Origin of the sequence: Aeromicrobium jepli (genome assembly GCF_047246605.1) — a bacterium.
In the GTDB taxonomy this organism is placed as follows: domain Bacteria; phylum Actinomycetota; class Actinomycetes; order Propionibacteriales; family Nocardioidaceae; genus Aeromicrobium.
The window spans coordinates 581,353-604,386 of record NZ_JBFOKO010000002.1 but is presented as its reverse complement, the minus strand read 5'-3'; the positions used below and the strand labels follow the sequence as shown (position 1 = coordinate 604,386).

General features: G+C 70.3%; 20 protein-coding genes. 14 read left to right on the top strand and 6 right to left on the bottom strand.

Going from position 1 to position 23,034, the window contains the following annotated elements; all coding sequences use genetic code 11:
• Nucleotides 1-27: 27 nt before the first annotated feature.
• On the bottom strand, nucleotides 28-1,779 hold the full coding sequence (locus AB3M81_RS06560; protein ID WP_412903101.1) for an NAD+ synthase: 1,752 nt from the start codon (nucleotides 1,777-1,779) through the stop codon (nucleotides 28-30).
• A gap of 164 nt (nucleotides 1,780-1,943) precedes the next feature.
• Between AB3M81_RS06560 and AB3M81_RS06555 the strand changes: the two genes are divergently transcribed.
• From AB3M81_RS06555 to AB3M81_RS06545, 3 genes are read left to right on the top strand one after another with little or no spacing between them, the layout of a single operon-like run.
• Entirely contained in the window at nucleotides 1,944-3,281 is a 1,338-nt protein-coding gene (locus AB3M81_RS06555; RefSeq protein ID WP_412903100.1) for a glutamine synthetase family protein, read from the top strand.
• A gap of 8 nt (nucleotides 3,282-3,289) precedes the next feature.
• A complete protein-coding gene (locus AB3M81_RS06550; RefSeq protein WP_412903099.1) occupies nucleotides 3,290-6,184 on the top strand; it encodes a bifunctional [glutamine synthetase] adenylyltransferase/[glutamine synthetase]-adenylyl-L-tyrosine phosphorylase in 2,895 nt (964 codons plus the stop codon).
• A 24-nt stretch (nucleotides 6,185-6,208) separates the two neighbouring features.
• A complete protein-coding gene (locus AB3M81_RS06545) occupies nucleotides 6,209-7,099 on the top strand; it encodes a DUF3152 domain-containing protein (protein WP_412903098.1) in 891 nt (296 codons plus the stop codon).
• A 30-nt stretch (nucleotides 7,100-7,129) separates the two neighbouring features.
• On the opposite strand, the gene AB3M81_RS06540 is transcribed toward AB3M81_RS06545, so the two are convergent.
• The 4 genes from AB3M81_RS06540 to AB3M81_RS06525 form a co-directional block, all read right to left on the bottom strand.
• Nucleotides 7,130-7,675, bottom strand: a complete 546-nt coding sequence (locus AB3M81_RS06540; protein WP_412903097.1) for a hypothetical protein — start codon at nucleotides 7,673-7,675, stop codon at nucleotides 7,130-7,132.
• Between the two features lie 91 nt (nucleotides 7,676-7,766).
• On the bottom strand, nucleotides 7,767-9,227 hold the full coding sequence (locus tag AB3M81_RS06535) for a DUF6801 domain-containing protein (RefSeq protein WP_412903140.1): 1,461 nt from the start codon (nucleotides 9,225-9,227) through the stop codon (nucleotides 7,767-7,769).
• A gap of 261 nt (nucleotides 9,228-9,488) precedes the next feature.
• On the bottom strand, nucleotides 9,489-10,766 hold the full coding sequence (locus AB3M81_RS06530) for a fatty acid desaturase family protein (RefSeq protein WP_412903096.1): 1,278 nt from the start codon (nucleotides 10,764-10,766) through the stop codon (nucleotides 9,489-9,491).
• Between the two features lie 10 nt (nucleotides 10,767-10,776).
• Complete coding sequence (locus AB3M81_RS06525; protein ID WP_412903095.1) at nucleotides 10,777-11,868, bottom strand: ferredoxin reductase; 1,092 nt, start codon at nucleotides 11,866-11,868, stop codon at nucleotides 10,777-10,779.
• Nucleotides 11,869-12,071: 203 nt separating this feature from the next.
• Here AB3M81_RS06525 and AB3M81_RS06520 point away from each other — a divergent pair, with 203 nt between their 5' ends.
• The 6 genes from AB3M81_RS06520 to AB3M81_RS06495 all read left to right on the top strand — a co-directional run bounded on the left by AB3M81_RS06520 (nucleotide 12,072) and on the right by AB3M81_RS06495 (nucleotide 17,653).
• On the top strand, nucleotides 12,072-12,446 hold the full coding sequence (locus AB3M81_RS06520) for an SHOCT domain-containing protein (RefSeq protein WP_412903094.1): 375 nt from the start codon (nucleotides 12,072-12,074) through the stop codon (nucleotides 12,444-12,446).
• A complete protein-coding gene (locus AB3M81_RS06515; RefSeq protein ID WP_412903093.1) occupies nucleotides 12,443-13,984 on the top strand; it encodes an MFS transporter in 1,542 nt (513 codons plus the stop codon). The genes AB3M81_RS06520 and AB3M81_RS06515 overlap by 4 nt, the downstream gene beginning before the upstream one ends.
• Nucleotides 13,985-14,041: 57 nt before the next feature.
• Nucleotides 14,042-14,668, top strand: a complete 627-nt coding sequence (locus AB3M81_RS06510; protein WP_412903092.1) for a TetR family transcriptional regulator — start codon at nucleotides 14,042-14,044, stop codon at nucleotides 14,666-14,668.
• A gap of 41 nt (nucleotides 14,669-14,709) precedes the next feature.
• On the top strand, nucleotides 14,710-15,414 hold the full coding sequence (locus tag AB3M81_RS06505) for a GTP pyrophosphokinase (protein ID WP_412903091.1): 705 nt from the start codon (nucleotides 14,710-14,712) through the stop codon (nucleotides 15,412-15,414).
• 45 nt (nucleotides 15,415-15,459) lie between these two features.
• Nucleotides 15,460-17,253, top strand: a complete 1,794-nt coding sequence (locus tag AB3M81_RS06500) for an acyl-CoA dehydrogenase (protein ID WP_412903090.1) — start codon at nucleotides 15,460-15,462, stop codon at nucleotides 17,251-17,253.
• Nucleotides 17,254-17,344: 91 nt separating this feature from the next.
• Entirely contained in the window at nucleotides 17,345-17,653 is a 309-nt protein-coding gene (locus tag AB3M81_RS06495) for a G protein-coupled receptor family protein (RefSeq protein WP_412903089.1), read from the top strand.
• On the opposite strand, the gene AB3M81_RS06490 is transcribed toward AB3M81_RS06495, so the two are convergent.
• A complete protein-coding gene (locus AB3M81_RS06490) occupies nucleotides 17,650-18,192 on the bottom strand; it encodes a MarR family winged helix-turn-helix transcriptional regulator (RefSeq protein ID WP_412903088.1) in 543 nt (180 codons plus the stop codon). The two genes, AB3M81_RS06495 and AB3M81_RS06490, sit on opposite strands and share 4 nt — an antisense overlap.
• A 170-nt stretch (nucleotides 18,193-18,362) precedes the next feature.
• Between AB3M81_RS06490 and AB3M81_RS06485 the strand changes: the two genes are divergently transcribed.
• The 5 genes from AB3M81_RS06485 to AB3M81_RS06465 all read left to right on the top strand — a co-directional run bounded on the left by AB3M81_RS06485 (nucleotide 18,363) and on the right by AB3M81_RS06465 (nucleotide 23,017).
• Nucleotides 18,363-19,550 carry an ABC transporter substrate-binding protein gene (locus AB3M81_RS06485; RefSeq protein ID WP_412903087.1) on the top strand — a complete coding sequence of 396 codons (1,188 nt, stop codon included), beginning with the start codon at nucleotides 18,363-18,365 and terminating at the stop codon, nucleotides 19,548-19,550.
• 89 nt (nucleotides 19,551-19,639) lie between these two features.
• Complete coding sequence (locus tag AB3M81_RS06480; protein ID WP_412903086.1) at nucleotides 19,640-20,506, top strand: branched-chain amino acid ABC transporter permease; 867 nt, start codon at nucleotides 19,640-19,642, stop codon at nucleotides 20,504-20,506.
• A complete protein-coding gene (locus tag AB3M81_RS06475) occupies nucleotides 20,503-21,534 on the top strand; it encodes a branched-chain amino acid ABC transporter permease (RefSeq protein WP_412903085.1) in 1,032 nt (343 codons plus the stop codon). Before AB3M81_RS06480 ends, AB3M81_RS06475 begins: the two co-directional genes overlap by 4 nt.
• Entirely contained in the window at nucleotides 21,534-22,313 is a 780-nt protein-coding gene (locus AB3M81_RS06470) for an ABC transporter ATP-binding protein (RefSeq protein ID WP_412903084.1), read from the top strand. The genes AB3M81_RS06475 and AB3M81_RS06470 overlap by 1 nt, the downstream gene beginning before the upstream one ends.
• Nucleotides 22,310-23,017 carry an ABC transporter ATP-binding protein gene (locus AB3M81_RS06465; RefSeq protein WP_412903083.1) on the top strand — a complete coding sequence of 236 codons (708 nt, stop codon included), beginning with the start codon at nucleotides 22,310-22,312 and terminating at the stop codon, nucleotides 23,015-23,017. The genes AB3M81_RS06470 and AB3M81_RS06465 overlap by 4 nt, the downstream gene beginning before the upstream one ends.
• The last annotated feature ends 17 nt before the right edge of the window (nucleotides 23,018-23,034 follow it).

The following is a 23,034-nucleotide window of genomic DNA, read 5'->3' as shown; positions in this document are numbered from 1 at the left end:
CGGACGCGGCCATGCTAGCGCGCTGGATCAGAGGTGCTCGCGCCACCGGTTGGTGATCGGGACGCGGCGGTCGCGGCCGAAGTTGCGCTTGCTGATCTTGGGTCCCGGCGGGTACTGGCGGCGCTTGTACTCGGCCCGGTCGACCAACGTGATGACCTTCTCGACGATCTCGGTGTCGAAGCCCAGCGCCACGACGTCGTCCGAGCCGAGGTCCTGCTCGACGTAGGCGTCGAGGATGCCGTCCAGCACGGGGTAGGGCGGCAGGCTGTCGGAGTCGCGCTGGCCGGGACGCAGCTCGGCGGACGGCTCCTTCGAGATCGTGTTCGGCGGGATCGGCGGCGTCTCGCCCTGCGACTCGGCCCAGGCGTTGCGCCACTTCGCCAGCTCCCACACGATCGTCTTCGGCACGTCCTTGATGGGGGCGTAGCCGCCCACCGCGTCGCCGTAGATCGTCGAGTAGCCGGTGGCCAGCTCGGACTTGTTGCCGCACGCCAGCACGAGGTGGTTCTCGGCGTTGGACAGGCCCATCCAGATGACGGCGCGGATGCGGGCCTGCAGGTTCTCCTCCGCGACGCCCTCGAGGCTCAGCGCGTCCTGGTAGGCGTCGAAGATCGGCGCGATAGGGACGGTGCGCAGGTCCAGGCCCGTGCGCTTGGCCTGGTCCTCGGCGTCGGTGCGCGAGTGCTCGGTGGACCACTCGCTGGGGTTCGAGACGCCGAAGACGCGGTCGGGGCCGAGGGCGTCCACCGCGATGGCCGCCACGAGCGTGGAGTCGATGCCGCCGGACATGCCCAGCAGGACCGAGGGGAAGCCGTTCTTCTCGACGTAGTCCCGCAGGCCCAGCACGATGGCCTGCCAGCGCTCGCCGAGGTCGTCCCAGCGCTCGGCGACGCTGCCCTCGATCGGCTCGTACGCCGGGAGGGGGTCGCTGCTGATGACGGTGCGCTCGACGAGCAGGCCCTCGAAGCGCGTGCCCGGCTCGGGCATCTGCGCCGTCGCGGCCTGCAGGTCCAGGTCGGCCACGAGCAGCTCGGACTCGAACTGACGCGCGCGGGCGATGACCTCGCCGCGGGAGTCGACGACGATCGAGTCGCCGTCGAAGACCAGCTCGTCCTGGCCGCCGACGAGGTTGGCGTAGGCGACGACGCACTCGCCCTCGCGGGCGCGCCGCGCGCACAGCTCGAACCGGTCGTCGTCCTTGGCGGCCTCGTACGGCGAGCCGTTGAGCACGACGAGCAGGCCGGCCTCGGCCTCCTTGGCGGCCTTCGACGGGCCCTCCTGCCAGATGTCCTCGCAGATGGCGATCGCGATGTCGACGCCGTGGACCTGGATGATCTGGGTGCGGTCGCCGGGCACGAAGTGGCGGAACTCGTCGAACACGCCGTAGTTCGGCAGGTGGTGCTTGTCGTAGCGGGTGACGACCTCGCCGCCGGTGATGACCGAGGCCGCGTTCACGGGGGCGTTCTTGGGGACGCCGAGGCGGTCCGGCACGTCCCGGGAGCGGTCGAGGTGGCCGACGATGACGACGAGCTCGCCGAGGCCCTCCTCGTCGAGCCGAGTCGCGAGCGTCCGCACGGCTGCTTGGGAGCGTTCGATGAACGACTTGCGGTACGCCATGTCCTCGATGGGGTAGCCCGTCAGCACCATCTCGGGCGTGACGAGCACGTGGGCGCCGGCCTCGTGCGCGGCGCGGGCGCTGTCCATGACGAGTTCGAGATTGCCGTCGACGTCCCCGACGACGGCGTTGACCTGGGCGAGTGCGAGACGAAGTTGGGGCACGGTTCCCAGCGTAGGACCAGACGGCCGCTCGCGACTTTCGGAACGCGTTCGGCGTGATCCGCGCGGCAGGGGGTCGATCCCGTTCCAGAAGTTGGGAGGACGGCGGCGTGGGCGCGGGCAAACCTGCGCGGTCGGCGCCCGGGGCCGCCCCTACACTGAGCCGCATGGGTAAGCAGGAGGACTTCGTCCTACGCGCGATCGAGGAGCGGGACGTCCGCTTCGTCCGCCTCTGGTTCACCGACGTGCTGGGCTCGCTGAAGTCCGTGGCGATCGCGCCGACCGAGCTCGAGGGCGCCTTCGAGGAGGGCATCGGCTTCGACGGCTCCGCGATCGAGGGCTTCGCCCGCGTGCACGAGGCCGACATGCTCGCCAAGCCCGATCCCTCGACGTTCCAGATCCTGCCGTGGCGCGGCGAGACGCCCGCCACCGCGCGCATGTTCTGCGACATCGCGATGCCCGACGGCAGCCCCTCGTACGCCGACCCGCGCTACGTCCTCAAGCGGGCGCTGGCCAAGGCCGCCGACGCCGGGTTCACCTTCTACACGCATCCCGAGATCGAGTTCTTCGTCTTCAAGAGCAAGCCCGAGCCCGGCACGCGCCCCGTCGCCGTGGACGACAGCGGCTACTTCGACCACACGGCCCAGGGCGCCAGCCAGGACTTCCGCCGCGAGGTCATCACGATGCTCGAGGCGATGGGCATCTCGGTCGAGTTCAGCCACCACGAGGGCGGCCCGGGCCAGCAGGAGATCGACCTGCGGTACGCCGACGCGCTGTCGATGGCCGACAACATCATGACGTTCCGCACGATCGTGCGCGAGGTCGCGCTGAGCCAGGGCAAGTGGGCCTCGTTCATGCCCAAGCCGTTCACCGACCACCCGGGCTCGGGCATGCACACGCACGTGTCGCTGTTCGAGGGCGACGAGAACGCCTTCTACGAGGCCGGCGCCGAGTACCAGCTCAGCAAGACCGGCCGCGCGTTCATCGCGGGCGTCCTGGAGCACACCCCCGAGATCACGGCCGTGACGAACCAGTGGGTGAACTCGTACAAGCGCCTCGCCTGGGGCGGCGAGGCGCCGAACTACGTGTGCTGGGGCCACAACAACCGCTCGGCGCTCGTGCGCGTGCCGATGTACAAGCCGCACAAGTCGGGCTCGGCCCGCGTCGAGCTGCGCGCCCTGGACTCGGCCTGCAACCCGTACCTGGCGTACGCGCTGATCCTGGCCGCGGGCCTCAAGGGCATCGAGAACGAGTACAAGCTGCCGCCCGAGGCCGAGGACGACGTGTGGTCGCTCAGCGAGAACGAGCGCCGCGCGATGGGCATCGCCCCGCTGCCGCGCAACCTCGACGAGGCGATCCGCACGATGGAGTCCAGCGAGCTCGTCGCCGAGACGCTCGGCGAGCACGTGTTCGACTTCTTCCTGCGCAACAAGCGCGCGGAGTGGCAGGACTACCGCTCGCAGGTGACGCAGTTCGAGATCGACCGGCTGATGCCGGTCCTGTAGGACTGCCCGTGACCCGGACGCGCTTCGCCGACCCCGAGACCGCGGCCGCGAACCTGGCCCGGCTGGGCGAGATCTCCGACGGCCTGCGCGAGCAGATCAGCGCCGTCGCCGATCCCGACACCGCCCTGGCCTCGCTCGTGGCGATCCACGAGACCGACGAGGGCCCGCGCGTCCTGGCCGCGCTGCAGGACGACGCCGTCCTGTGCGAGCGCGTGCTCATCGTCCTGGGCACGAGCCGCGCGATCGGCGAGTTCTGGCGCCGGCACCCGCAGTACGTCTTCGACCTCGCCGAGGACGAGATGCGCCAGCGCGCCGCCACCGAGGACGAGTACCGCGAGTGGATGTCCGACGTGGCCGACGCGGACAGCCTGCGGGTGCGGTACCACCGCGCCCTCGCCGTCATCGCGGCGCGCGACCTGAACGCGTACACGACGTTCGAGCAGTCCTCGGGCGAGCTGTCCGACCTGGCCGTCGCGACACTGGGCGCCGCGCACCGCCTGGCCGCCGCGGCCGAGCACGACGCCGACCTCGTGCGCCTGAGCGTCATCGCGATGGGCAAGACCGGCGGGCACGAGCTGAACTACGTCAGCGACGTCGACGTCATCTTCGTCCACGAGGCCACCGACGGCGCCGACGAGCACAAGGCGTTCTCCGCGGCCACGCGCATGGCCTCGGCGATCATCCGGATCTGCGGCGACCACACGGCCGAGGGCACGATCTGGGAGGTCGACCCCAACCTGCGCCCCGAGGGCAAGCAGGGCCCGCTCAGCCGCACCCTCGGCAGCCACGTCGCGTACTACGACCGCTGGGCCGTCACGTGGGAGTTCCAGGCGCTGCTCAAGGCGCGGTACGCCGCGGGCGACCGCGAGCTGGCCGACCAGTACCTCGCCGCGCTGCAGCCGCTCGTGTGGCAGGCGGCCCGTCGCGAGGACTTCGTGACCGACGTGCGCCGCATGCGCCGCCGCGTCGTGGAGAACATCCCCGCCGCGCACCGCGACCGCGAGCTCAAGCTCGGCAGCGGCGGCCTGCGCGACGTCGAGTTCGCGGTGCAGCTGCTGCAGCTCGTGCACGGCCGCGTCGACGAGCACATCCGCAGCGCCAACACGCTCGAGGCGCTGCGCGAGCTGACCGAGCGCGGCTACGTCGGCCGGCGCGACGGCTCGGCGCTCGAGGACGCCTACGAGTTCCTGCGCGCCCTCGAGCACCGCATCCAGCTGTTCCGCCTGCAGCGCACGCACCTCGTGCCCGAGGACACCGAGGACCTGCGCCGCATCGGCCGCAGCATGGGCTTTCGCACGAATCCGGCCGACAACCTGGTCAAGGAGTGGCAGGCGCACCGGCGGATCGTCAGCCGCCTGCACGAGAAGATCTTCTACCGCCCGCTGCTCGAGGCGGTCGCGGCGCTGCCCGAGGACCGCCTGCGGCTGAGCACCGAGGCGGCGCAGGACCGCCTCGCCGCGCTCGGGTACAGCGACCCGAAGGGCGCGATGGCCCACATCAGCGCGCTCACCTCGGGCGTGCGCCGACGCGCCGCGATCCACCGCTCGCTGCTGCCCGCGATGCTGGACTGGTTCGCCGAGTCGCCCAACCCCGACGCCGCGCTGCTGGCCTTCCGGCAGATCTCCGAGGAGCTCGGCGACTCGCCCTGGTACCTGCGCAAGCTGCGCGACGAGGGCACGGGGGCGCAGCAGTTCGCCCACATGCTCTCGTCCAGCACGTACGTCACCGACCTGATCCGGCGCGCGCCGGACTCGGTGGCGCTGCTCGGCGACGACGAGGCGCTCGTGCCGCGCGACCTCGACCGGCTCGACACCGAGATGCGGCTCGCGGCCTCGCGCCATCCGGTGCCCGACTCGGCCGTCCGCGCGATCCGCCGGATCCGGCGCCGCGAGCTGTCGCGCGTGGCGATGGCCGACGTGCTCGGCCGCCTCGACGTCGTGGCGGTGGGGGAGTCCCTCAGCGCGATCAACACCGCCACGATCGCCGCGACCCTCACGGTCGCGGAGTCGGCGTGGCGCCTCGAGCACGACGACCGGCCGCTGCCGACGCGCAACGCGATCGTCCTCATGGGGCGCCTCGGCGGTCACGAGGCGGGCTACGGCTCGGACGCGGACGTCATGTTCGTGCACGACCCGGTCGAGGGCGCCGACGCCGACGAGGCGAAGGCCTGCGCGCTGTGGATCGCCCAGCTGATCCGCAAGATGCTCGGTGCCGCCGGCGACGACCCGGCGCTCGAGATCGACGCCGACCTGCGCCCCGAGGGCAAGAACGGGCCGCTCGTGCGGACCTTCGCCGCGTACGCGGCCTACTACGAGAAGTGGGCCGACACGTGGGAGGCGCAGGCGCTGCTGCGCGCCGAGGCCGCCGTGGGCGACCGGGACCTGTGCGAGCGCTTCACGGCCCTCATCGACCCGCTGCGCTACCCCGAGGGCGGGCTCACCGAGAAGCAGGTCCGCGAGATCCGCCGCATCAAGGCGCGCGTCGACTCCGAGCGGCTGCCGCGCGGCGCGAACCCGAACACGCACCTCAAGCTCGGCCGCGGTGGGCTGGCGGACGTCGAGTGGACGATCCAGCTGCTGCAGATGCAGCACGCTCACGAGATCCCGGCGCTGCGCACGACGCGCACGATCGAGGCGCTGCGGGCCGCGGGGGAGGCCGAGATCCTGTGCGCCGAGGACGTCGACGCCCTGGTCGACGCGTGGCTCATGGTCGCCCGCATCCGCAACGGCGTGGTCCTGTGGCGCGCCAAGAGCGCCGAGTCGATGGTCGAGACCGCGGCCGACCGGGCCGGGCTGGCGCACCTGCTGGGGATCGGCCAGGACCACACCGAGGAGATGATCAACGACTACCTGCGCGTGACCCGTCGCGCGCGCCAGGTCGTCGAGCGCGTCTTCTACGAGTGAGGCGCCGCGACTAGCCTGAGAGGCATGCTCACCCGACTCCTCGCGACCGTCGTGGTCGCCGGCGCCCTGTCGTTCGCCCCGGCCCGCGCGGCCGAGCCGACGCCGCCGGAGCCCACCGCGGCCGCGCCCACCGAGGCGCCGCTGCAGACGATCACGATGCGCGAGCGACCGCGGGTGAAGGGGACGGCCCGCTACGGCCGGACGCTCAGCCGCACGCTGGGCCGCTACTCGGTCGCCGGCGCCACGTACCGCACACGCTGGCTGCGCGACGGCGAGCCGATCCGCGGCGCCACCGGGGCGCGGTACCGGATCCAGCCCCGCGACGTGGGCCACCGCATCGCCGTCCGGGTGTCGGTCCGCAAGCCGGGGTACCGATCGATCATCCGCTGGTCGCCGTCGCGCCGCGTCAAGCACGTCCGCGACACCCGCCACACCGTGCGGTACACGATCGTGACGAAGGGCGAGATCACCACGAGCGTGGCGACGTTCCGCCGCCAGGTGCAGGAGACGCTCGACGACCCGCGCGGCTGGCGCTCGGCCGGCATCGCGTTCAAGCGCGTCCGGTCCGGCGGCTCGATGACGATCGTGCTGTCGCAGGCGTCGCGGGTGCCCTCGTACTCGAGCGCCTGCTCCAGCCAGTGGAGCTGCCGCGTCGGCCGGTACGTCATCATCAACCAGGAGCGGTGGAAGCACGCCTCGCCGGCCTGGAACGCGAGCCGCCACACGACGCTGCGCGGCTACCGGAACATGGTCGTCAACCACGAGGTCGGGCACTGGCTGGGCTGGCACCACGCCTCGTGCGGCGGCAAGGGCCAGAAGGCGCCCGTCATGATGCAGCAGTCCAAGGGCCGCAACGGGTGCACGTTCAACCCGTGGCCCAAGCCCTCGGAGCGCAACGTGCCCCGGTACCGCTAGGGCACCGGGGCACGTCGGGGGCTGCGCTCGTCAGCTCATGATCGAGACGCACTGCTCGTTGTTCTCGAACGCCTTCTTCAGGTTCGCGTCGCTCGCGCTGAGGTCCGCCAGGGGCCCTTGGTAGCTGGCCGAGCCCGCGAGCGCCTCGCTGACCTGCATGAGGCTCTCCTGCATCGCCGCGGCGTCCTGCGGGTTGGCCTTCTTGAACCGCTTGAGCACGTCCTCGAGGGTCGCCGCGCCGCTGTTGAGCGACGTGCGCGCCTTCTTGTAGGCGGCCGGGTCGACGTCCGGCGGGGCGCCGACGTCCTTGAGCACCGCGCTCTGCGCGTCGAGCCGGTCGTGCAGCGTCTGCAGGAACCCGACGATGGCCTTCTTCGACGCGGCGACGTCGGCGCCGTCGGTGGCGGGCGGGGAGACGGGCGTCGTGGTGGGGGCCAGGCCCTCGCACAGCGACTTCGCCCACTTGTCCTGAGGGGTGGCGGCGGCCTTCGGCTCCTCCTCGGAGCTGCCGGTGCACCCGCCGAGCGCCAGACCGAGGGCCGCGAGGGCCAGCGTCGCCCGGGTCGTCCTGTTCATGGTGTGCCTTCCGTGTCGAACGGAGGAGGGCCCCGCCGCGTCAGCGACGGGACCCTCCCCGGTGTTCAGTTGGTGATGATGATCCCGCGGCTCACGGAGCGAGCGTGGCGGTGATCTTGTTGCCCGACCCGGACGCGAAGATCGACAGCAGGTCGTTCAGCAGACCGCAGCCCTGCAGCTTCGCCACCGAGTAGGTGCCCTCGACGGCGCCACCCTTCAGCGGGTCGAACGCGGCACCGGTGCTCGTCAGCGGGATGGTGGACGGGCTCGACGTCTTGCACTGCGCGCCGCCACCGATCTTCAGGCCGAAGGACTTGACGGACGGGATGAAGATGTCCGTCTTGGACGTCGCCGTCAGCTTGCCGGCGCTGAGCGCGCCGGTGGTCTTGCCGACCGGCTTGAAGGACAGCTGCGCGTCGACGGGCAGGAAGCCCAGGGCCTTCAGCTTCGCGGTGGTGTCGTTCAGCTTCAGGTCCGCGTCGAACGTGCCCTTGTTCAGGTTGAACTGCGCGGCGATCGAGCCCGTGAGGGGCGCGGTGCCGTTGCCGGCCTTGATCGTCGTGCTGCCCTTGAGCTTGAAGTTCACCGGCACGATCGTGTCACCGGGCGTGGTGGGCGCCGTGGTGGGCACGGTCGTCGGCGTCGTCGTCGGCCGGGTGGTCGGCGTCGTCGTCGGCTGCGTGGTCGGGACCGTGGTCGGCGTCGTCGTCGGCACGGTCGTGGGGACCGTGGTCGGCGTCGTCGTCGGGACCGTGGTCGGCTCGGTCGTCGGCTCGGTGGTCGGCTCGGTGGTCGGCTCGGTGGTCGGCTCGGTCGTCGGCTCCGTGGTCGGCTCGGTCGTCGGCTCCGTGGTCGGCTCCGTGGTCGGCTCGGTCGTCGGCTCCGTGGTCGGCTCGGTCGTCGGCTCCGTGGTCGGCTCGGTGGTCGGCTCGGTCACGCCGATCGAGCCCAGCACGCGATCGGCCGGGCCGGTGCACGAGAGGGTCGACGGGATGGTCGAGTTGTCCGCCTTGTAGATCGTCGCCGCGATGTTGAAGCGGGCCGGCAGGCCGATCGAGACCGAGTCGACCGCGTAGTCCGGCGTGGTGATGGGCGGGACCGTGCCGGTCGCGGGGATGACCCACGGGGCGCCGGCGGTCTGCGGGATGGCGGTGCGCGGCGAGGCCAGGCGCGGGATCGCCACCGTGGTCGTCTGGCCACCGGTGGTCAGCTCGACGGCGGAGTCGGTCGACGCGCCCTCGGCCTCGCGGCCACCCAGCAGGAGCGCGGTGGACTGACGCAGCAGCTCCGGCAGCGTGAGGCTGATGTTCACCTGGGTCTCAGGGATCACCTCGCCGGGCGAGACGGAGTCGGGAACGGTCGTCGAGGCCAGGACGCCGATGTCCTGGACACCGAGGTCCAGACCGCCGGCGACCACCTGGCACTGGTAGTTGAAGTTCCTCTCCAACGTGATGGGCGCGGCGTTGGCGCTGCCGGCCCCGATCACACTCAGGGCGCCGGCGCCGAGGCTCACAACAGCCCCGGTCGCCAGGACCCGTCCGGTCTTTGTCATCTTCTTCACAAGGTGTCCTTCGATGGGAGTTGCGCCGCCACCTCAAGAACGCGAGAGGAGCCCTCGGGGTGTTGGCTGTGACAGACACCACACACGCTAGAGCGTGAGTACCCCGGAGTGCAACCAACGTTTACAAGTCAGTGATCACTCCGTTCACAGCCGTCCCAGTGCCCCGTGGCCACCCCCGGAAATGCCACGAAGCGCACGGAAATCGGGTGATCTCCGTGCGCTCCGCGCACATCTCGGTCCGTGGACCGTGGGTCAGGCCGCCTGGTAGGCCTTCTTGGCCTCGCGCTTGGCGCGGCGCAGGGCCTTCGACTCGGGCGAGTTGCCCACCTTGTACGGGTCGGACGGCTTCTTGCTGTACATCGCCAGCTGCCGCGCGACGCTCATCAGCTGCTTGGGCAGCGGACCGGTGTTGTAGCGCAGGCCGTACTTCTCGACGAGGCGCTTCACGTCGACGCTGACCTCGGCGTAGCGGCGGGCGGGGATGTCGGGGAACAGGTGGTGCTCGATCTGGTGCGACAGGTTGCCCGACATCAGGTGCATGAGCTTGGAGCCGGAGATGTTGGCCGAGCCCAGCAGCTGGCGCAGGTACCACTGGCCGCGGGTCTCGTTCTGGGCCGCCTCCTCGGGGAACGTCTCGGCGCCGGCGGGGAAGTGGCCGCAGAAGATGATCAGGAACGTCCAGATGTTGCGGATCAGGTTCGCGACGAAGTTCGCGCCCAGGACCCACAGGGGAGCGGACCAGCCCATGACCGGGACGAGCGCCAGGGCGAGCCCCGGGTAGACGACGTAGTCCTTGAACACCTGGCGACGCACCTTCTTCAGCGCGCGAGCCTTGTGCTCCTTGAACTCCTCCTTGCTCATGCGGCCGTTGATGTAGTCCGAGACCTCGAGGCCGTGGTACATCACGCCCCACTCGAAGAAGAGCATCAGCACGAACGACAGCGGCAGGTTGAACCGGTGGCTGGGGTACCACGGCTGGTCCTCGTCGATGCGCAGCAGCCCGTAGCCGATGTCGCGGTCCATGCCGTGGATGTTCGTGTACGTGTGGTGGATGTAGTTGTGCCCGTGCTTCCAGTCGTGGGCCGGGGCGACGTTGTCCCACTCGTAGCGCTTGCCGTCGATCATCGGGTCGTTCATCCAGTCGTACTGACCGTGCATGATGTTGTGCCCGATCTCCATGTTCTCGAGGATCTTGGAGATGCCCAGGCAGATGACGCCGGCGATGAAGGCGGGCGGGAAGATCGGCAGGAAGATCCCGATGCGGCCGACGACCTCGAACCACTTCTGCGCACGCAGGACGCGGCGGATGTAGTCGGCGTCCTCCTGGCCCAGGTCGTCGAGGACGCGCTGGCGCACGGCGTCGAGCTCACGGCCGAACTCGTCGAGCTGCTCGTACGTCATGAGGTCCAGTCCGACGGTGGACCGGCGGTGCGGGTCGTACTCGTCGACGAGCGGCACGGGGGCCTGGTTGTGCCCGGAGGCGCTCAACGGCGCGATCGGCGCGTGCTTCGTGCGTCGGAACAGGTTCATCGGTTCTCCTTCACAGGTCCACCGCGACATCGCCCACGGGGACGTTGACGCAGACCTTGATGGTTTCGTCGGTGTCGGCACAGACCTCACCGCTGATCACGTGGCGCACCGCGCCGTGAAGCTTCTTGACCGCGCACGTGTTGCACACGCCCATGCGGCAGCCGTAGGCCGGCTTGAGGCCGGCGGCCTCGGCCTGCTCGAGGATCGTGGCGCCGGAGTTGGGGGACTCCACGCCACTCGCCTCGTAGCTGACCGTGCCCGTCGCGTCCTCGGCGTCGAGGTTCACGGACGGGACCTTGAAGTACTCGGCCGTGAGCTGGTCGCTCGCGCCGAGGTCGTCGTACATCTGCGTCACGCCGGCGATGAGGCCGGCCGGTCCGCACACCCACGTGGGCGTGGTGGCCGGGTCGACGCCCAGGTGGCGCAGGTGGTCGAGGGTGATGCGGCCGGCCAGCGCGGCGCCGGGCTCCGGCACGCGCGTGTAGACGCGCACCAGGTCCACGAACGGCAGGTCGGCCAGGGTGTCGAGCTCGGTGGAGAACATCTCGTCCTCGCGCGAGCGCGCGTAGTGCAGGAACGTCACGCGGCCCGTGTGACCGCGGTCGGCGAGCGTGCGCAGCATGCTCATGACGGGCGTGATGCCCGAGCCGCCACTGATGAGCGCGATGTGCGCGGGCACGCGGCGCGGCAGCACGAAGTCGCCCGAGGCGGGGGAGAGGTACACGACCGTGCCGGGCTGCAGCTGGCCCGCGTGCAGGAACTGCGACACGTAGCCGTCGGGGTGCGCCTTGACCGAGACGCTGAACAGCCCGTCCTTGCGCTCGGCGGAGCTGGAGACGCTGAAGACGCGCACGCGGCGGGTGCCCTCGACCTCGACGCCGAACTCGACGTGCTGGCCCGGGACGAAGCCCGACCAGCTGCCGTTGGGGCGCAGCATGACGGTGCTCGCGGAGCCGGTCTCGCGAATCACGTCGACGACGCGGCCGCGCACGGCCTCGACGGTCATCATGGGGTGGATGAGCGTCAGGTAGTCGTCGAGGTGGTGCGGGGACGTCACCTTGGCGATGGCGGGCGAGGCCAGCGCCTTGCGGATCAGTCCCATGGTGCTCCTGTCGGAATCGGCGGCGTCAATCAGTGAACACCTGTTCACCAAAGCATCTCAGGCGTCTCCGTCATCGGTCAAGACGACTCACCGTGTCGTGGAACACGTGTTCACCGAAGAGGTGACGCCCCCGTCCCTGCGGCGGGGGCGGTTCATCCGCGTCGGATGAGCCCCTCGCGACCGTGCTGGGGCACCGTCGGGCCATGGACAGTTTCTGGGAGTTCTTCTGGTGGACCGTGTCGGTCTTCTTCCTCATGGCCTACCTGATCGTGTTGTTCAACGTCATCGTCGACCTGTTCCGGGACCGGGAGCTGTCGGGGTGGTTGAAGGCCGTGTGGGTGTTCTTCCTCATCGTGCTGCCGGTGCTGACGTCGCTCGTCTACCTCATCGCGCGCGGTGGCGGCATGGCCCGTCGCTCGGCGGAGCAGATGCAGCAGCACAAGGCGCAGACCGACGCGTACATCCGCGAGGTGGCCAGGTCGCCCGCCGACGAGATCGCCTCCGCGCGGGCGCTGCTCGACAGCGGGGCGATCACGGCCGACGAGTACGAGCGGCTCAAGGCCCGCGCGCTGGCATGACGAGAGCCACCGCCGCCACGTCCCGCCGGTGGGCGTCGCTCGCCGGCGCCTGCCTCGCGGCGGGCATCGTCTGGCTGGCCTTCGCGGACCTGGGCGTCGCGACCCCGGCGATCGCGGACGACTTGCACGCCGACCTCGGCGTCCTGCAGTGGGCGAACAACGCCTTCAGCCTGGTCACGGGCGCGCTCGTCATCGCGGCCGGCCGCTTCGCGGACGTCCTCGGCCGGCGGCGCATGCTGCTGCTCGGCATCGCGACGTTCGGCGCCTGCTCGATCGTGGCGGCGCTCGCGGACGGCCTGGCGATGCTCATCGTCGGCCGAGGCCTGATGGGCGTCGGCGCCGCGCTCATCCTGCCCGCGACGCTCGCTCTCATCCCACCGCAGTTCTCGGGGCGCGAGCAGCTCACGGCGTTCGGCGCCTGGCAGGCGGTCGCGTGGGGCGGGCAGGCCGTCGGCCCGGCGATCGGCGGGCTGCTCACCGATGCGCTGGGCTGGTCATGGCTGTTCTGGGTCAACGTCCCGCTGGCCGCCGTGGCGTTCGTCGTCGTCCTGCGGTTCACGCCCGAGTCCAAGGACGACCGTGCGTCGAGCCACGTCGACTGGCCGGGGCTGCTCACGATCGCGACCGCCGTGTTCGCGCTGCTGTACGCGCTGACGGCGGCGCCGGACGACGGCTGGGGCTCCCCGGTCGTGCTCGCGATGTTCGCGGCAGCGGTCGTGCTCGCCGTGGCGTGGTGCCTGATCGAGCTGCGCGTCGCCGACCCGCTCGTGGACTTCGGCCTGTTCAGGCTGCGGACGTTCGACGGCGCACTCACGGCGAACCTCATGATGAACCTCGCGTTCGGCGGCCTGAGCTACCTGCTCGTGCTCTGGCTGCAGAGCGTCCGCGGGTTCAGCGCGGTCGAGGCGGGAATGCTCATGCTGCCCTCGACGGTCGGCATCTTCTGCACGATCTCGGCCGGCGGCCGGCTGTCGGCCCGTCACGGCGCCCGGCTGCCCGTGCTGGTCGGACTCACGGTGATGAGCGTGGGCCTGCTGGCCCTGGGCACGACCTCGCGGACCTCGCCGCTGTGGCTCATGGCCGCGGGCCTGGTGATCGTCGGCCTGGGCCTCGGACTGTTGTCGACGCCCATCTCCACGACGGCCGTCGGGGACGTCCCGGGCAACCTCGCCGGCACGGCGGCGGGCGTGTTCAAGATGTCCAGCATGGTGGGCGGTGCGGTCGGCGTCGCGCTCCTCACCGCGATGGGCCGGGCCTTCGCCGCCGCCGAATGGAAGGACGTGGCCGTCGCCGCCGGCGTGGACGACGACATGCTCGCGGATCTGCGCGCGGCGCTGGTCAACTCGTCCTCGTTCGCCGACGCGGTCGCGACGCTGCCCGGCGCAGCGGCCGCGCGGGTGACCGACGCCGTCATGACGACGTTCTCCGACGGCGTGCGGGACGCGCTCGTGGCGACCGGCGCCCTGAGCCTGCTCGTCGTCGCGGGCGTCTGGGCGCTGTGGCCTCGCACAGCCGACGGCGACGAGCCCCGCCCGTGACCGAGCGCCCGGACGCGGCCGTCGCTGGCCCGCGCGGCGAGCCCCTAGGCTGGGGCCGTGTCCGAAGCCGTCAACGCGCGCCAGATCCAGAAGGAGCGCACGCGCGAGGCGCTGATGGGCGCGGCCCTGGAGCTCAGCCAGGAGCAGGGCTTCGCCCAGACGAGCCTGCGCCAGGTGGCCAAGCGCGCGGGCGTCGTCCCGGCGGCGTTCTACCGGCACTTCGAGTCGATGGACGAGCTCGGCCTGGCCCTCGTGGAGCGGTGCTTCGGCACGCTGCGGACCATGATCCGCAACGCACAGCGCCAACCGAACGTCTTCGAGCAGATCATCGACGCGTCGGCCGAGATCCTCGTCGACGCCGTCAAGCAGAACAAGGCCGACTTCGCGTTCGTGGCGCGCGAGCGCGTCGGCGGCACCGAGGTCGTGCGCGACGCGATCCGCCACGAGCTCGACCTGTTCGTCTCGGAGCTGGCGGTCGTGCTGGCCCGGCTGCCCAACATCGAGAACTGGAGCGCCGACGACGTCCAGATGGTCTCGCGCCTGTTCGTGCGCAACATGGTCGCGAACGCCGAGGAGGTCGTCGAGATGCCCGAGGGCCGGCCCGATCTCGAGGAGCGCATCCGCGAGGGCGCCCGCCGCCAGATGCGCCTCATCGTGCTGGGGTTCAGGGACTGGCGCAGCTGATCTCCCAGCCTGCGCTCAGGCGGCTTTGACACGATGGCCCCATGGCGAGCACCGAGCTGTCCGACTCCTTCGACCTCGACGTCCTGCGCGAGCTGTCCGGGGCGGACGCGGGGGTCAGCGATCCGCGGGTCCTGCTGCGCGAGGTCCAGCTGCGGCTGAGCACGTTCCTCATGGAGTACAAGTTCGCCCTGGACGAGGTCGAGACCAAGATCGCGATCCTGCGCGAGGAGTCCGAGCTGACGCACGACTACAGCCCCATCGAACACGTGAAGTCCCGCCTCAAGTCGGTCGAGAGCCTCGCGGCCAAGATGCAGCGCACGGGCTGCCCGCCCGACCTGGCCGTGGTCCGCGAGAGGATCCGCGACATCGCCGGCATCCGCGTGTCGTGCGCGTTCGTCGAGGACACGTACCGGTTCGCACGCATGCTGACGCAGCAGCGTGACCTCACGGTGCTGGAGACCAAGGACTACATCGCCAACCCGAAGCCGAACGGCTACCGGAGCCTGCACCTCATCGTCCAGGTGCCCGTGTTCCTGTCCGATCGCACAGTGCACGTGCCGGTCGAGGTGCAGATCCGCACGATCGCGATGGACTTCTGGGCCAGCGTCGAGCACCAGATCTACTACAAGTACGAGAAGCGGGTCCCCGAGCACCTCAGCGGCACGCTGCGCGACGTCGCCATCACGGCCGCGGACCTCGACGCGCAGATGGGACGGCTGCGCGAGGAGATCCGCTCGCTCGCCTGAGTGGTCTACAGTCGTGACTAAGCAAGCGCTTAGTCAGGAGATCCCATGTCCACCGTGCTGTCCCGTCGCGACGTCGACTTCCTCCTCTTCGACTGGCTGGGCGCCGAGCGCCTGACCGAGCGCGAGCGCTACGGCGAGCACTCGCGCGAGACGTTCGACGCGGTGCTCGACCTGTGCGAGACGATCGCCACCGAGCGCTTCGCGCCGATCAACCGGCTGCTCGACACGCACGAGCCCGTCGTCGGCGAGGACGGCCGCGTCGTCCTGCCGGCCGAGCTCTCCGACGCGCTCAAGGTCTACGCCGAGTCCGGCATGCCGCTGGCGACGTTCGGCCACGACGTGGGCGGCATGCAGCTGCCGTTCACCGTCGGGCAGGCCGGCTTCGCGTTCTTCCAGGCCGCCAGCGCGGCCGCCGCCTCCTATCCGTTCCTGTCGACGGGCAACGCGAACCTGCTCGTCGCGCACGGCTCACCGGAGCAGGTCGAGCGCTTCGCGCAGCCGGTCATCGAGGGCCGCTGGTTCGGCACGATGTGCCTGTCCGAGCCGCAGGCCGGCTCGTCCCTGGGCGACATCACGACCCGCGCCGTCCGCCAGGACGACGGCACCTACCGCCTGTTCGGCACCAAGATGTGGATCTCCGGCGGCGACCACGAGCTGACCGAGAACATCGTCCACCTCGTGCTGGCGAAGGTCGAGGGCGCGCCCCCGGGCGTCAAGGGCATCTCGCTGTTCATCGTGCCGAAGGTCCTCGTCGAGGAGGACGGCTCGCTCGGCGAGCGCAACGACGTCGCGCTCGTCGGCCTCAACCACAAGATGGGCTGGCGCGGCACGACGAACACGCTGCTCAACTTCGGCGAGGGCCTGGCCACCCCGGGCGGGCGTCCCGGTGCCGTCGGCCACCTCGTCGGCGCCGAGGGCCAGGGCCTCGCGCAGATGTTCCACATGATGAACGAGGCGCGGATCTCGGTCGGCATGGGCGCGGTCGCGCTGGGCTACACGGGGTACCTGCACGCCCTGGAGTACGCGAAGCAGCGCACGCAGGGCCGGCCCGCCGGGCACAAGGACCCGAAGGCGCCCATGGTGCCGCTCACCGAGCACCCGGACGTCCGGCGCATGCTGCTGGCGCAGAAGTCGTACGTCGAGGGCGGCCTCGGGCTGCTGCTGTACTGCGCGCGGCTGATCGACGAGGAGCTCACGGGCGCCGACGAGCAGGCCCGCCGCGACGCCCACGCGCTCATCGAGGTGCTCACGCCGATCGCCAAGTCGTGGCCCTCGCAGTGGTGCCTCGCGGCGAATGACCTGGCCATCCAGGTGCACGGCGGCTACGGCTACACGCGCGACTACGCGGTCGAGCAGTTCTACCGCGACAACCGGCTCAACCCGATCCACGAGGGCACGCACGGCATCCAGGGCCTCGACCTGCTCGGCCGCAAGGTCGTCGCGGGCGGCGGCGCCGGGCTGGCGACGCTCGTAAGCGCGATCCGCCGGACCACGGAGCGGGCCGCCGGCGTGCCGGACCTGGCCGACATGACGGCCCGGCTGGAGGCGCGCGTCGACCGGCTCGTCGAGGTCACCGGGGTCCTGTGGGCCGACGGCGACGCCGAGGTGGCGCTGGCGAACTCGTCGGTCTACCTCGAGGCGGCCGGGCACGTCGTGGTCGCGTGGATCTGGCTCGAGCAGCTGCTCGCGGTGGGGGAGCGCACCGGGGCGTTCTTCGACGGCAAGCGGGCCGCGGCGCGCTACTTCTTCGGCTTCGAGCTGCCCAAGGTGGACCCGCAGCTGGACCTGCTCGCGTCGCGGGACCGCACCGTGCTGGACGTCGATCCGGCGGTCCTCTGAGGCGTCCCGTCCGTTTGTGGCCCTCGCCGACCCCACGTAGACTGGGACAATTAAGTTGTAGATGCAACTAATGTCGCGAAAGGGAAGCACCATGGCCGAGGCCCAGGCGTCGCACGGACGGAAGGACATGGACGTCCGCGCGACCGATCAGACGGCGAACCAGCGCAAGACCGACCAGTGGGAGGGCCACGAGGGGGAGCCGACGAAGCGCGCGGGCAAGGTGCTGACGGCCCTGCTCGTCATCGTGGCGATCGGCTGGATCGTCGCGATGGTCCAGATCCTGCGCCTGCCGGTGCAGGAGGTCCGCGTGACCGCCGAGAGCGCGATCTGGATGGCCGTCGCGCTGTCCTGCGGCGTCAGCACCTTCATCCTCGGGATCTGGAAGCTGCACCGCGTCTAGTCCTGTGACGGGGTGGGCGGCCGGGACAGGCCCGGCCGCCCACCCGTCGCCCGGCGCGTCTGCGCCAGGACCTCGCTCGCGGGGTCCAGCACGGCCAGCAGCCGCTGGCCGATCCGCTCCAGCTGCTTGAGCTGCGTGCGCGACAGCGGTGCCACGAACAGCTCCTGCACGAGGTCGATGTGGCCCGGCGCGGCCTCGCCCAGCCGGCGCCAGCCCGCCTCGGTGAGCGCCGCGTGCCGCGTGCGGCCGTCCTGCGCGTCGGCCTCCCGCGCGACGAGCCCATCGGCCTCGAGCCGCGCGACCACGCGTGAGAGGCGCGGCAGGCTCGTGTGCGTCGCCGCCGCGAGGTCCGAGAGCCGCAACCGGTGCCCCGGCGCCTCGGCGAGCTGCACCAGCACGAGGAACTCGAAGAACGTCAGGTCGGCGTCGCGCGTGAGCTGGGAGTCCAGCGCCGCGGGCAGGACCTCGAGGATCGAGACGAGCGCCAGCCAGGCCTCGGCCTGCTCGTCGTCCAGCCAGCGCGGCTCCGCCGATGTCATGGCGCGAGGCTAACAGCGGGCACTTGGCCCACGCCGTGTAGCACATTTCGCGCAGCCCCGCTGGGGAAACGCACCTTCTTTCGTCCCAGGAGTTTGACTCCGTCTCTCTGGTCACCTAATTTGAACTCAAGTTCAGTATGAAGCAGATCACATACCGGGGGAGACTGACGATGACTCAGTGGTTGTCCAAGCGCGCATTCAAGGCGGCCGCGGCCGTGGCCGGTGCGGGCATGCTCGCGGCGGTGTCCGCGTGCGGTGGTTCGAGCTCCGACGACGGGACCATCGTCATCGGCTACTCCGCGGGCCTCAGTGGCGGCGCGGCGGAGTACGGCGTGAACGTGCAGAACGGCCTGAAGATGGCCATCGACGAGGTCAACGAGAAGGGCGTCGAGATCGACGGCAAGAAGTACACCGTCAAGCTCGAGTCCCTCGACGACCAGTACCAGCCCGGCACGACGGGCACCAACGTGCAGCGCCTCGTGGAGAAGGAGGGCGCGTCGGTCGTCTTCGTGCCCCACGCGGGCGGCATCAAGGCCGCGCAGGAGCTGAACTCGGGACGCACCGAGTTCCTCATCGGCGCGTACTCCTCGGATCCGGCGATCCTCGACAGCGGCAACGAGCTCACGGTCATGATCCCGCCGAGCTTCGACAGCTACGTCGATCCGTTCATCGCCAAGGTCAAGAAGAAGGACGGCGCGAAGCTCGGCCTGATGGCCACGGCGAGCGAGTTCGGCCAGGAGTGGACCAAGACGGCCGTCGAGAAGTGGGAGGCCGCCGGCGGCGAGGTCCTGGCGAAGAACAACATCGACTACGGCACGGTCTCGGACTTCGCCGGCCCGGTCGCCAAGACGCTCGCCGGCAAGCCCGACGTGATCCTGGTCGGCGGCCCGTCGCAGCCGACGGCGCTGCTGATCGAGGAGGCCCGCGAGCAGGGCTACAAGGGCGCCTTCATGATCATCGACCAGGCCAAGTTCGAGGAGCTCGAGGAGTTCACCGACCCGAAGAACCTCAACAACTCGGTCGGCATCATGCCGCTGCCGCTGTTCGAGGGCACGGACCAGTTCATCGCGGACTACAAGGAGAAGTACTCCTCCGACAAGCCGGTCAACGCCGACATCGCGCTGAACTACCAGGCGCTGCCCATCTTCATCGAGGCCATGAAGATCGCCGGCACGACCGACGACCCGAAGGCCATTCGCAAGGCGATGCCCGAGGCCGTCAAGGCCGTCAAGGGCGTGTTCTTCGTGCCGGACTCGATCACCGAGAAGGGCCACCTGCAGGCGGACGGCCTCCAGGCCGCCTACCGCAACGCGCAGGGCGAGTACGAGCCGTTCGCGATCGAGCAGCCCAAGGAGTGACCGGGCCGGGGTCCCGCCGTCCGTCAGCGTGACGGCGGGGCCCCGCCACGCCCTCGCACCCCAGCACCGACTCCCACTGAAGGTGACTCATGACCCTCTTCATTCAGCAGCTGGCCAACGGGCTGGCTCTGGGCGGCATCTACTGCCTCGCCGCCATCGGCCTGACGCTCGTCTTCGGCGTCCTGGGCTTCCCCAACCTGGCGCACGGCGCCCTCTACATGCTCGGCGCGTACCTGACGTTCTTCTTCCTGACGGACGCGGGCCTGCCGTACGTGGTCGCGATCCTGGCCGCGGCCGCCGTCCTCGCGCTCCTGGGCGTCCTGCTCGAGCGCCTGATCTTCCACCCCTTGCGGAACGCACCACACACGCACCACATGATCGCGACCGTCGGCGTGATGTTCTTCCTCGTCGCGCTCGTGCAGGAGATCTGGGGGACCGGCTTCCTGCGGATGGAGTCGCCCGTCGAGGGCCAGCTCAGCGTCCTGGGCGCCCAGGTCTCGTGGCAGCGGATCATCATCATCGTCACGGCCGTCGTCGTGCTGCTGCTGCTCACGTGGTTCCTCAAGCGCTCGCCCCACGGGCAGGCGATCGAGGCCATCGAGCAGGACCGCACCGGCGCCGCGCTCGTGGGCATCAACCCGTCGATGGTGTCGATGGTGACGTTCGCCGTCTCGCTCGCCCTCGTGGCGATCGCGGCCGGGCTCGTCGCGCCCATCAACCTGCTGTCGCCCGGCATGGGCGACGCGCTCGGCCTGACGGTCTTCGCGATCATCATCCTCGGCGGCCTCGGCTCGCTGCCGGGGGCGATCATCGGCGGCTTCGCGATCGCGATCGCCGAGGTCATGGCCTCGACCTACATCTCCGTCGCGGCGGGCGAGGCGGCGATCTTCGTCATCCTCATCGCCGTCCTGGCGATCAAGCCCACGGGAATCTTCGGAACGGTGACGCAGCGATGACGAACACTCTCAACCCCCGCACCCTCGGCGTCGCGCTCGTCGCCGTCGCGATGCTGCTCGCGCCCGTCGTGTTCAGCCAGCAGCAGTACCTGCTGCGCGTCGTGACGACGGCCGCGATCTACGCGATCGCCGCCTACGGCCTGAACATCATCCTGGGTCTGACGGGCCAGCTGTCCCTCGCCCACGGCGCGTTCTTCGGCGTCGGGGCCTACATCGTCGGCCTGCTCACGACCGACCGCGACTGGCCGTTCTGGACGGCCTTCCTGCTCGCGATCGCCGCGACGACGGTGCTGGGCTACGTCTCGGGCCTCATCGCGCTGAGGACGCAGGGCGCCTACTTCGCCATCTTCACGATGGCGCTGGGCTTCCTGATCTTCATCACGATCGTGCGCTGGGAGTCCCTGACGCACGCCCACTCCGGCGTCAGCGGCGTGAAGTTCCCCGAGAACATCGGCCCGATCGACTTCACCGAGCCCGCCGTCATGTACTACTTCGTCCTGCTGTTCCTGGCGGGCGCGGCGTACACGACCCACGCGCTGCTGCGCTCCAACGCGGGCCGCTCGCTCGTCGCGATCCGCACCTCGGAGGACCTGGCCAAGTCCATCGGCGTCAACGTGGCCGTCAGCAAGCAGCTGGCGTTCACGGCGTCGGCGACGATCGCCGGCCTCGCCGGGGCGCTGTTCGCCTCGCTGAACGGGTTCATCGGACCGGACTCGGCGGGCATCGACCGCACGTTCGAGCTGCTGCTGTTCCTGCTGATCGGCGGCATGGGCACGGTCATGGGGCCCCTCATCGGCAGCCTGCTGGTCGCCTTCCTGTTCGAGATGCTGCAGGACCTCGAGACGTACCGGTTCATCGTGCTGGGACCGATCATCGTGCTGCTGGTCATCTTCGCCCCCCGCGGCCTGATCGGGTACCTCAACGACCTGGTCCCCGCGCGGTTCAGTCGCCGCGGCCGCACGACACGCTCCGCCGAGCCCGCGCCCGCGCTGGCCGGCTCCACCACCACGAAGGGCGAGGTGCACTGATGCAGCTCCAGGTACGAGGTCTGGGCAAGACCTTCGGCGGCCTGCACGCCGTCAAGGACGTCGACCTCGACGTCCCGCAGGGCCAGATCACCGCGATCATCGGCCCGAACGGCGCCGGCAAGTCCACGCTGTTCAACCTGCTCGCGGGCTTCTACCGTCCCACCTCGGGCACGGTGACGTTCGAGGGCAAGGACATCACGGGGATGAAGCCGCACCGCACGGTGCGCGAGGGCATCGCCCGGACGTTCCAGACGACGCACCTGTTCCAGGACGCGACCGTCCTGGACAACGTGCTCGCCGGCTGCGTCGTCCGGTCCCGGTCGAACGCGCTCGACGCGGTCCTGCGCACGCCGCGGCACCGTCGCGACGAGAAGGCGAGCCGGGAGAAGGCGCTCGAGGTGCTCGAGTTCGTCGGCGCCGCCCACCTGCAGGACGAGATCGCCTCGAAGCTGCCGCAGGAGGCCCAGAAGCGGGTCTCGGTCGCGCTGGCCCTGGCCACCGAGCCACGGCTGCTGCTGCTCGACGAGCCCGCGGCGGGAACGAACGACGAGGAGACCGAGGCGTTCGGCGAGCTGATCCGCCAGATCGTGGCGCGCGGCATCACCGTGTGCCTCGTCGAGCACAAGATGTCGATGGTCATGAACCTCGCCGACCAGATCGTGGTGCTCGACCACGGCCAGCGGATCGCCGCCGGCACCCCCGCCGAGATCAAGCGCGACCCGCTCGTGATCGAGGCGTACCTGGGTGCCCACCACGACAAGGCAGGAGCACGCCCGTGATCACCATCAGTGGAGTCAGCGCCCGGTACGAGGCCGTCGACGTCCTGCACTCGGTCGACATCACCGCGAACGACGGCGAGCTGACCGTCATCCTCGGCGCGAACGGGTCGGGCAAGTCGACGCTGTTCAAGGCGATGAGCGGCGTGCTGCGCCCGCGGACCGGGACGATCGAGTTCAACGGCGACGACATCACGCGGACCAGCCCGGCCGGGATCGTCCGCAAGGGCCTCGCGCACTGCCCCGAGGGCCGGCACCTGTTCCCGCTCATGCCCGTCGAGAAGAACCTCATGCTCGGCGCCTACGTGCGACGCCGGGACAAGGCCCGCGTGAGGAGCCTGCTCGAGCGCACGTACGAGCTGTTCCCCGTGCTGCACGAGAAGCGCCGGCAGCCCGCCGGGTCGCTCTCGGGCGGCCAGCAGCAGATGGTGGCGATCGGCCGCGCACTCATGTCCGACCCGTCGATGCTGATCCTCGACGAGCCGTCCATGGGCCTGGCCCCGCTCATCACGGAGCAGGTCTTCGAGACGATCGTCGAGATCAACCGCGAGGGGATCGGCGTGCTGCTCGCCGAGCAGAACGCCAACTCGGCGCTGCAGATCGCGACCTCGGGCTACGTGCTGGCCGAGGGCCGGGTCGTGCTGTCGGGCACGGCGCAGGAGCTGCAGCGCGACGAGCGCGTGCAGCGCGCGTACCTGGGCGTCTGACGCCCCGCTCCGGGAGG

Bases quoted from the DNA above. Each gene is read 5' to 3' on its own strand.
- AB3M81_RS06500 (WP_412903090.1), top strand. From the start codon at position 15,460: ATGTCCACCGTGCTGTCCCGTCGCGACGTCGACTTCCTCCTCTTCGAC.
- AB3M81_RS06535 (WP_412903140.1), bottom strand. From the start codon at position 9,227: ATGACAAAGACCGGACGGGTCCTGGCGACCGGGGCTGTTGTGAGCCTC.
- AB3M81_RS06555 (WP_412903100.1), top strand. From the start codon at position 1,944: ATGGGTAAGCAGGAGGACTTCGTCCTACGCGCGATCGAGGAGCGGGAC.
- AB3M81_RS06545 (WP_412903098.1), top strand. From the start codon at position 6,209: ATGCTCACCCGACTCCTCGCGACCGTCGTGGTCGCCGGCGCCCTGTCG.
- AB3M81_RS06475 (WP_412903085.1), top strand. From the start codon at position 20,503: ATGACGAACACTCTCAACCCCCGCACCCTCGGCGTCGCGCTCGTCGCC.
- AB3M81_RS06495 (WP_412903089.1), top strand. From the start codon at position 17,345: ATGGCCGAGGCCCAGGCGTCGCACGGACGGAAGGACATGGACGTCCGC.
- AB3M81_RS06480 (WP_412903086.1), top strand. From the start codon at position 19,640: ATGACCCTCTTCATTCAGCAGCTGGCCAACGGGCTGGCTCTGGGCGGC.
- AB3M81_RS06530 (WP_412903096.1), bottom strand. From the start codon at position 10,766: ATGAACCTGTTCCGACGCACGAAGCACGCGCCGATCGCGCCGTTGAGC.
- AB3M81_RS06485 (WP_412903087.1), top strand. From the start codon at position 18,363: ATGACTCAGTGGTTGTCCAAGCGCGCATTCAAGGCGGCCGCGGCCGTG.
- AB3M81_RS06540 (WP_412903097.1), bottom strand. From the start codon at position 7,675: ATGAACAGGACGACCCGGGCGACGCTGGCCCTCGCGGCCCTCGGTCTG.
- AB3M81_RS06470 (WP_412903084.1), top strand. From the start codon at position 21,534: ATGCAGCTCCAGGTACGAGGTCTGGGCAAGACCTTCGGCGGCCTGCAC.
- AB3M81_RS06525 (WP_412903095.1), bottom strand. From the start codon at position 11,868: ATGGGACTGATCCGCAAGGCGCTGGCCTCGCCCGCCATCGCCAAGGTG.
- AB3M81_RS06520 (WP_412903094.1), top strand. From the start codon at position 12,072: ATGGACAGTTTCTGGGAGTTCTTCTGGTGGACCGTGTCGGTCTTCTTC.
- AB3M81_RS06505 (WP_412903091.1), top strand. From the start codon at position 14,710: ATGGCGAGCACCGAGCTGTCCGACTCCTTCGACCTCGACGTCCTGCGC.
- AB3M81_RS06515 (WP_412903093.1), top strand. From the start codon at position 12,443: ATGACGAGAGCCACCGCCGCCACGTCCCGCCGGTGGGCGTCGCTCGCC.
- AB3M81_RS06490 (WP_412903088.1), bottom strand. From the start codon at position 18,192: ATGACATCGGCGGAGCCGCGCTGGCTGGACGACGAGCAGGCCGAGGCC.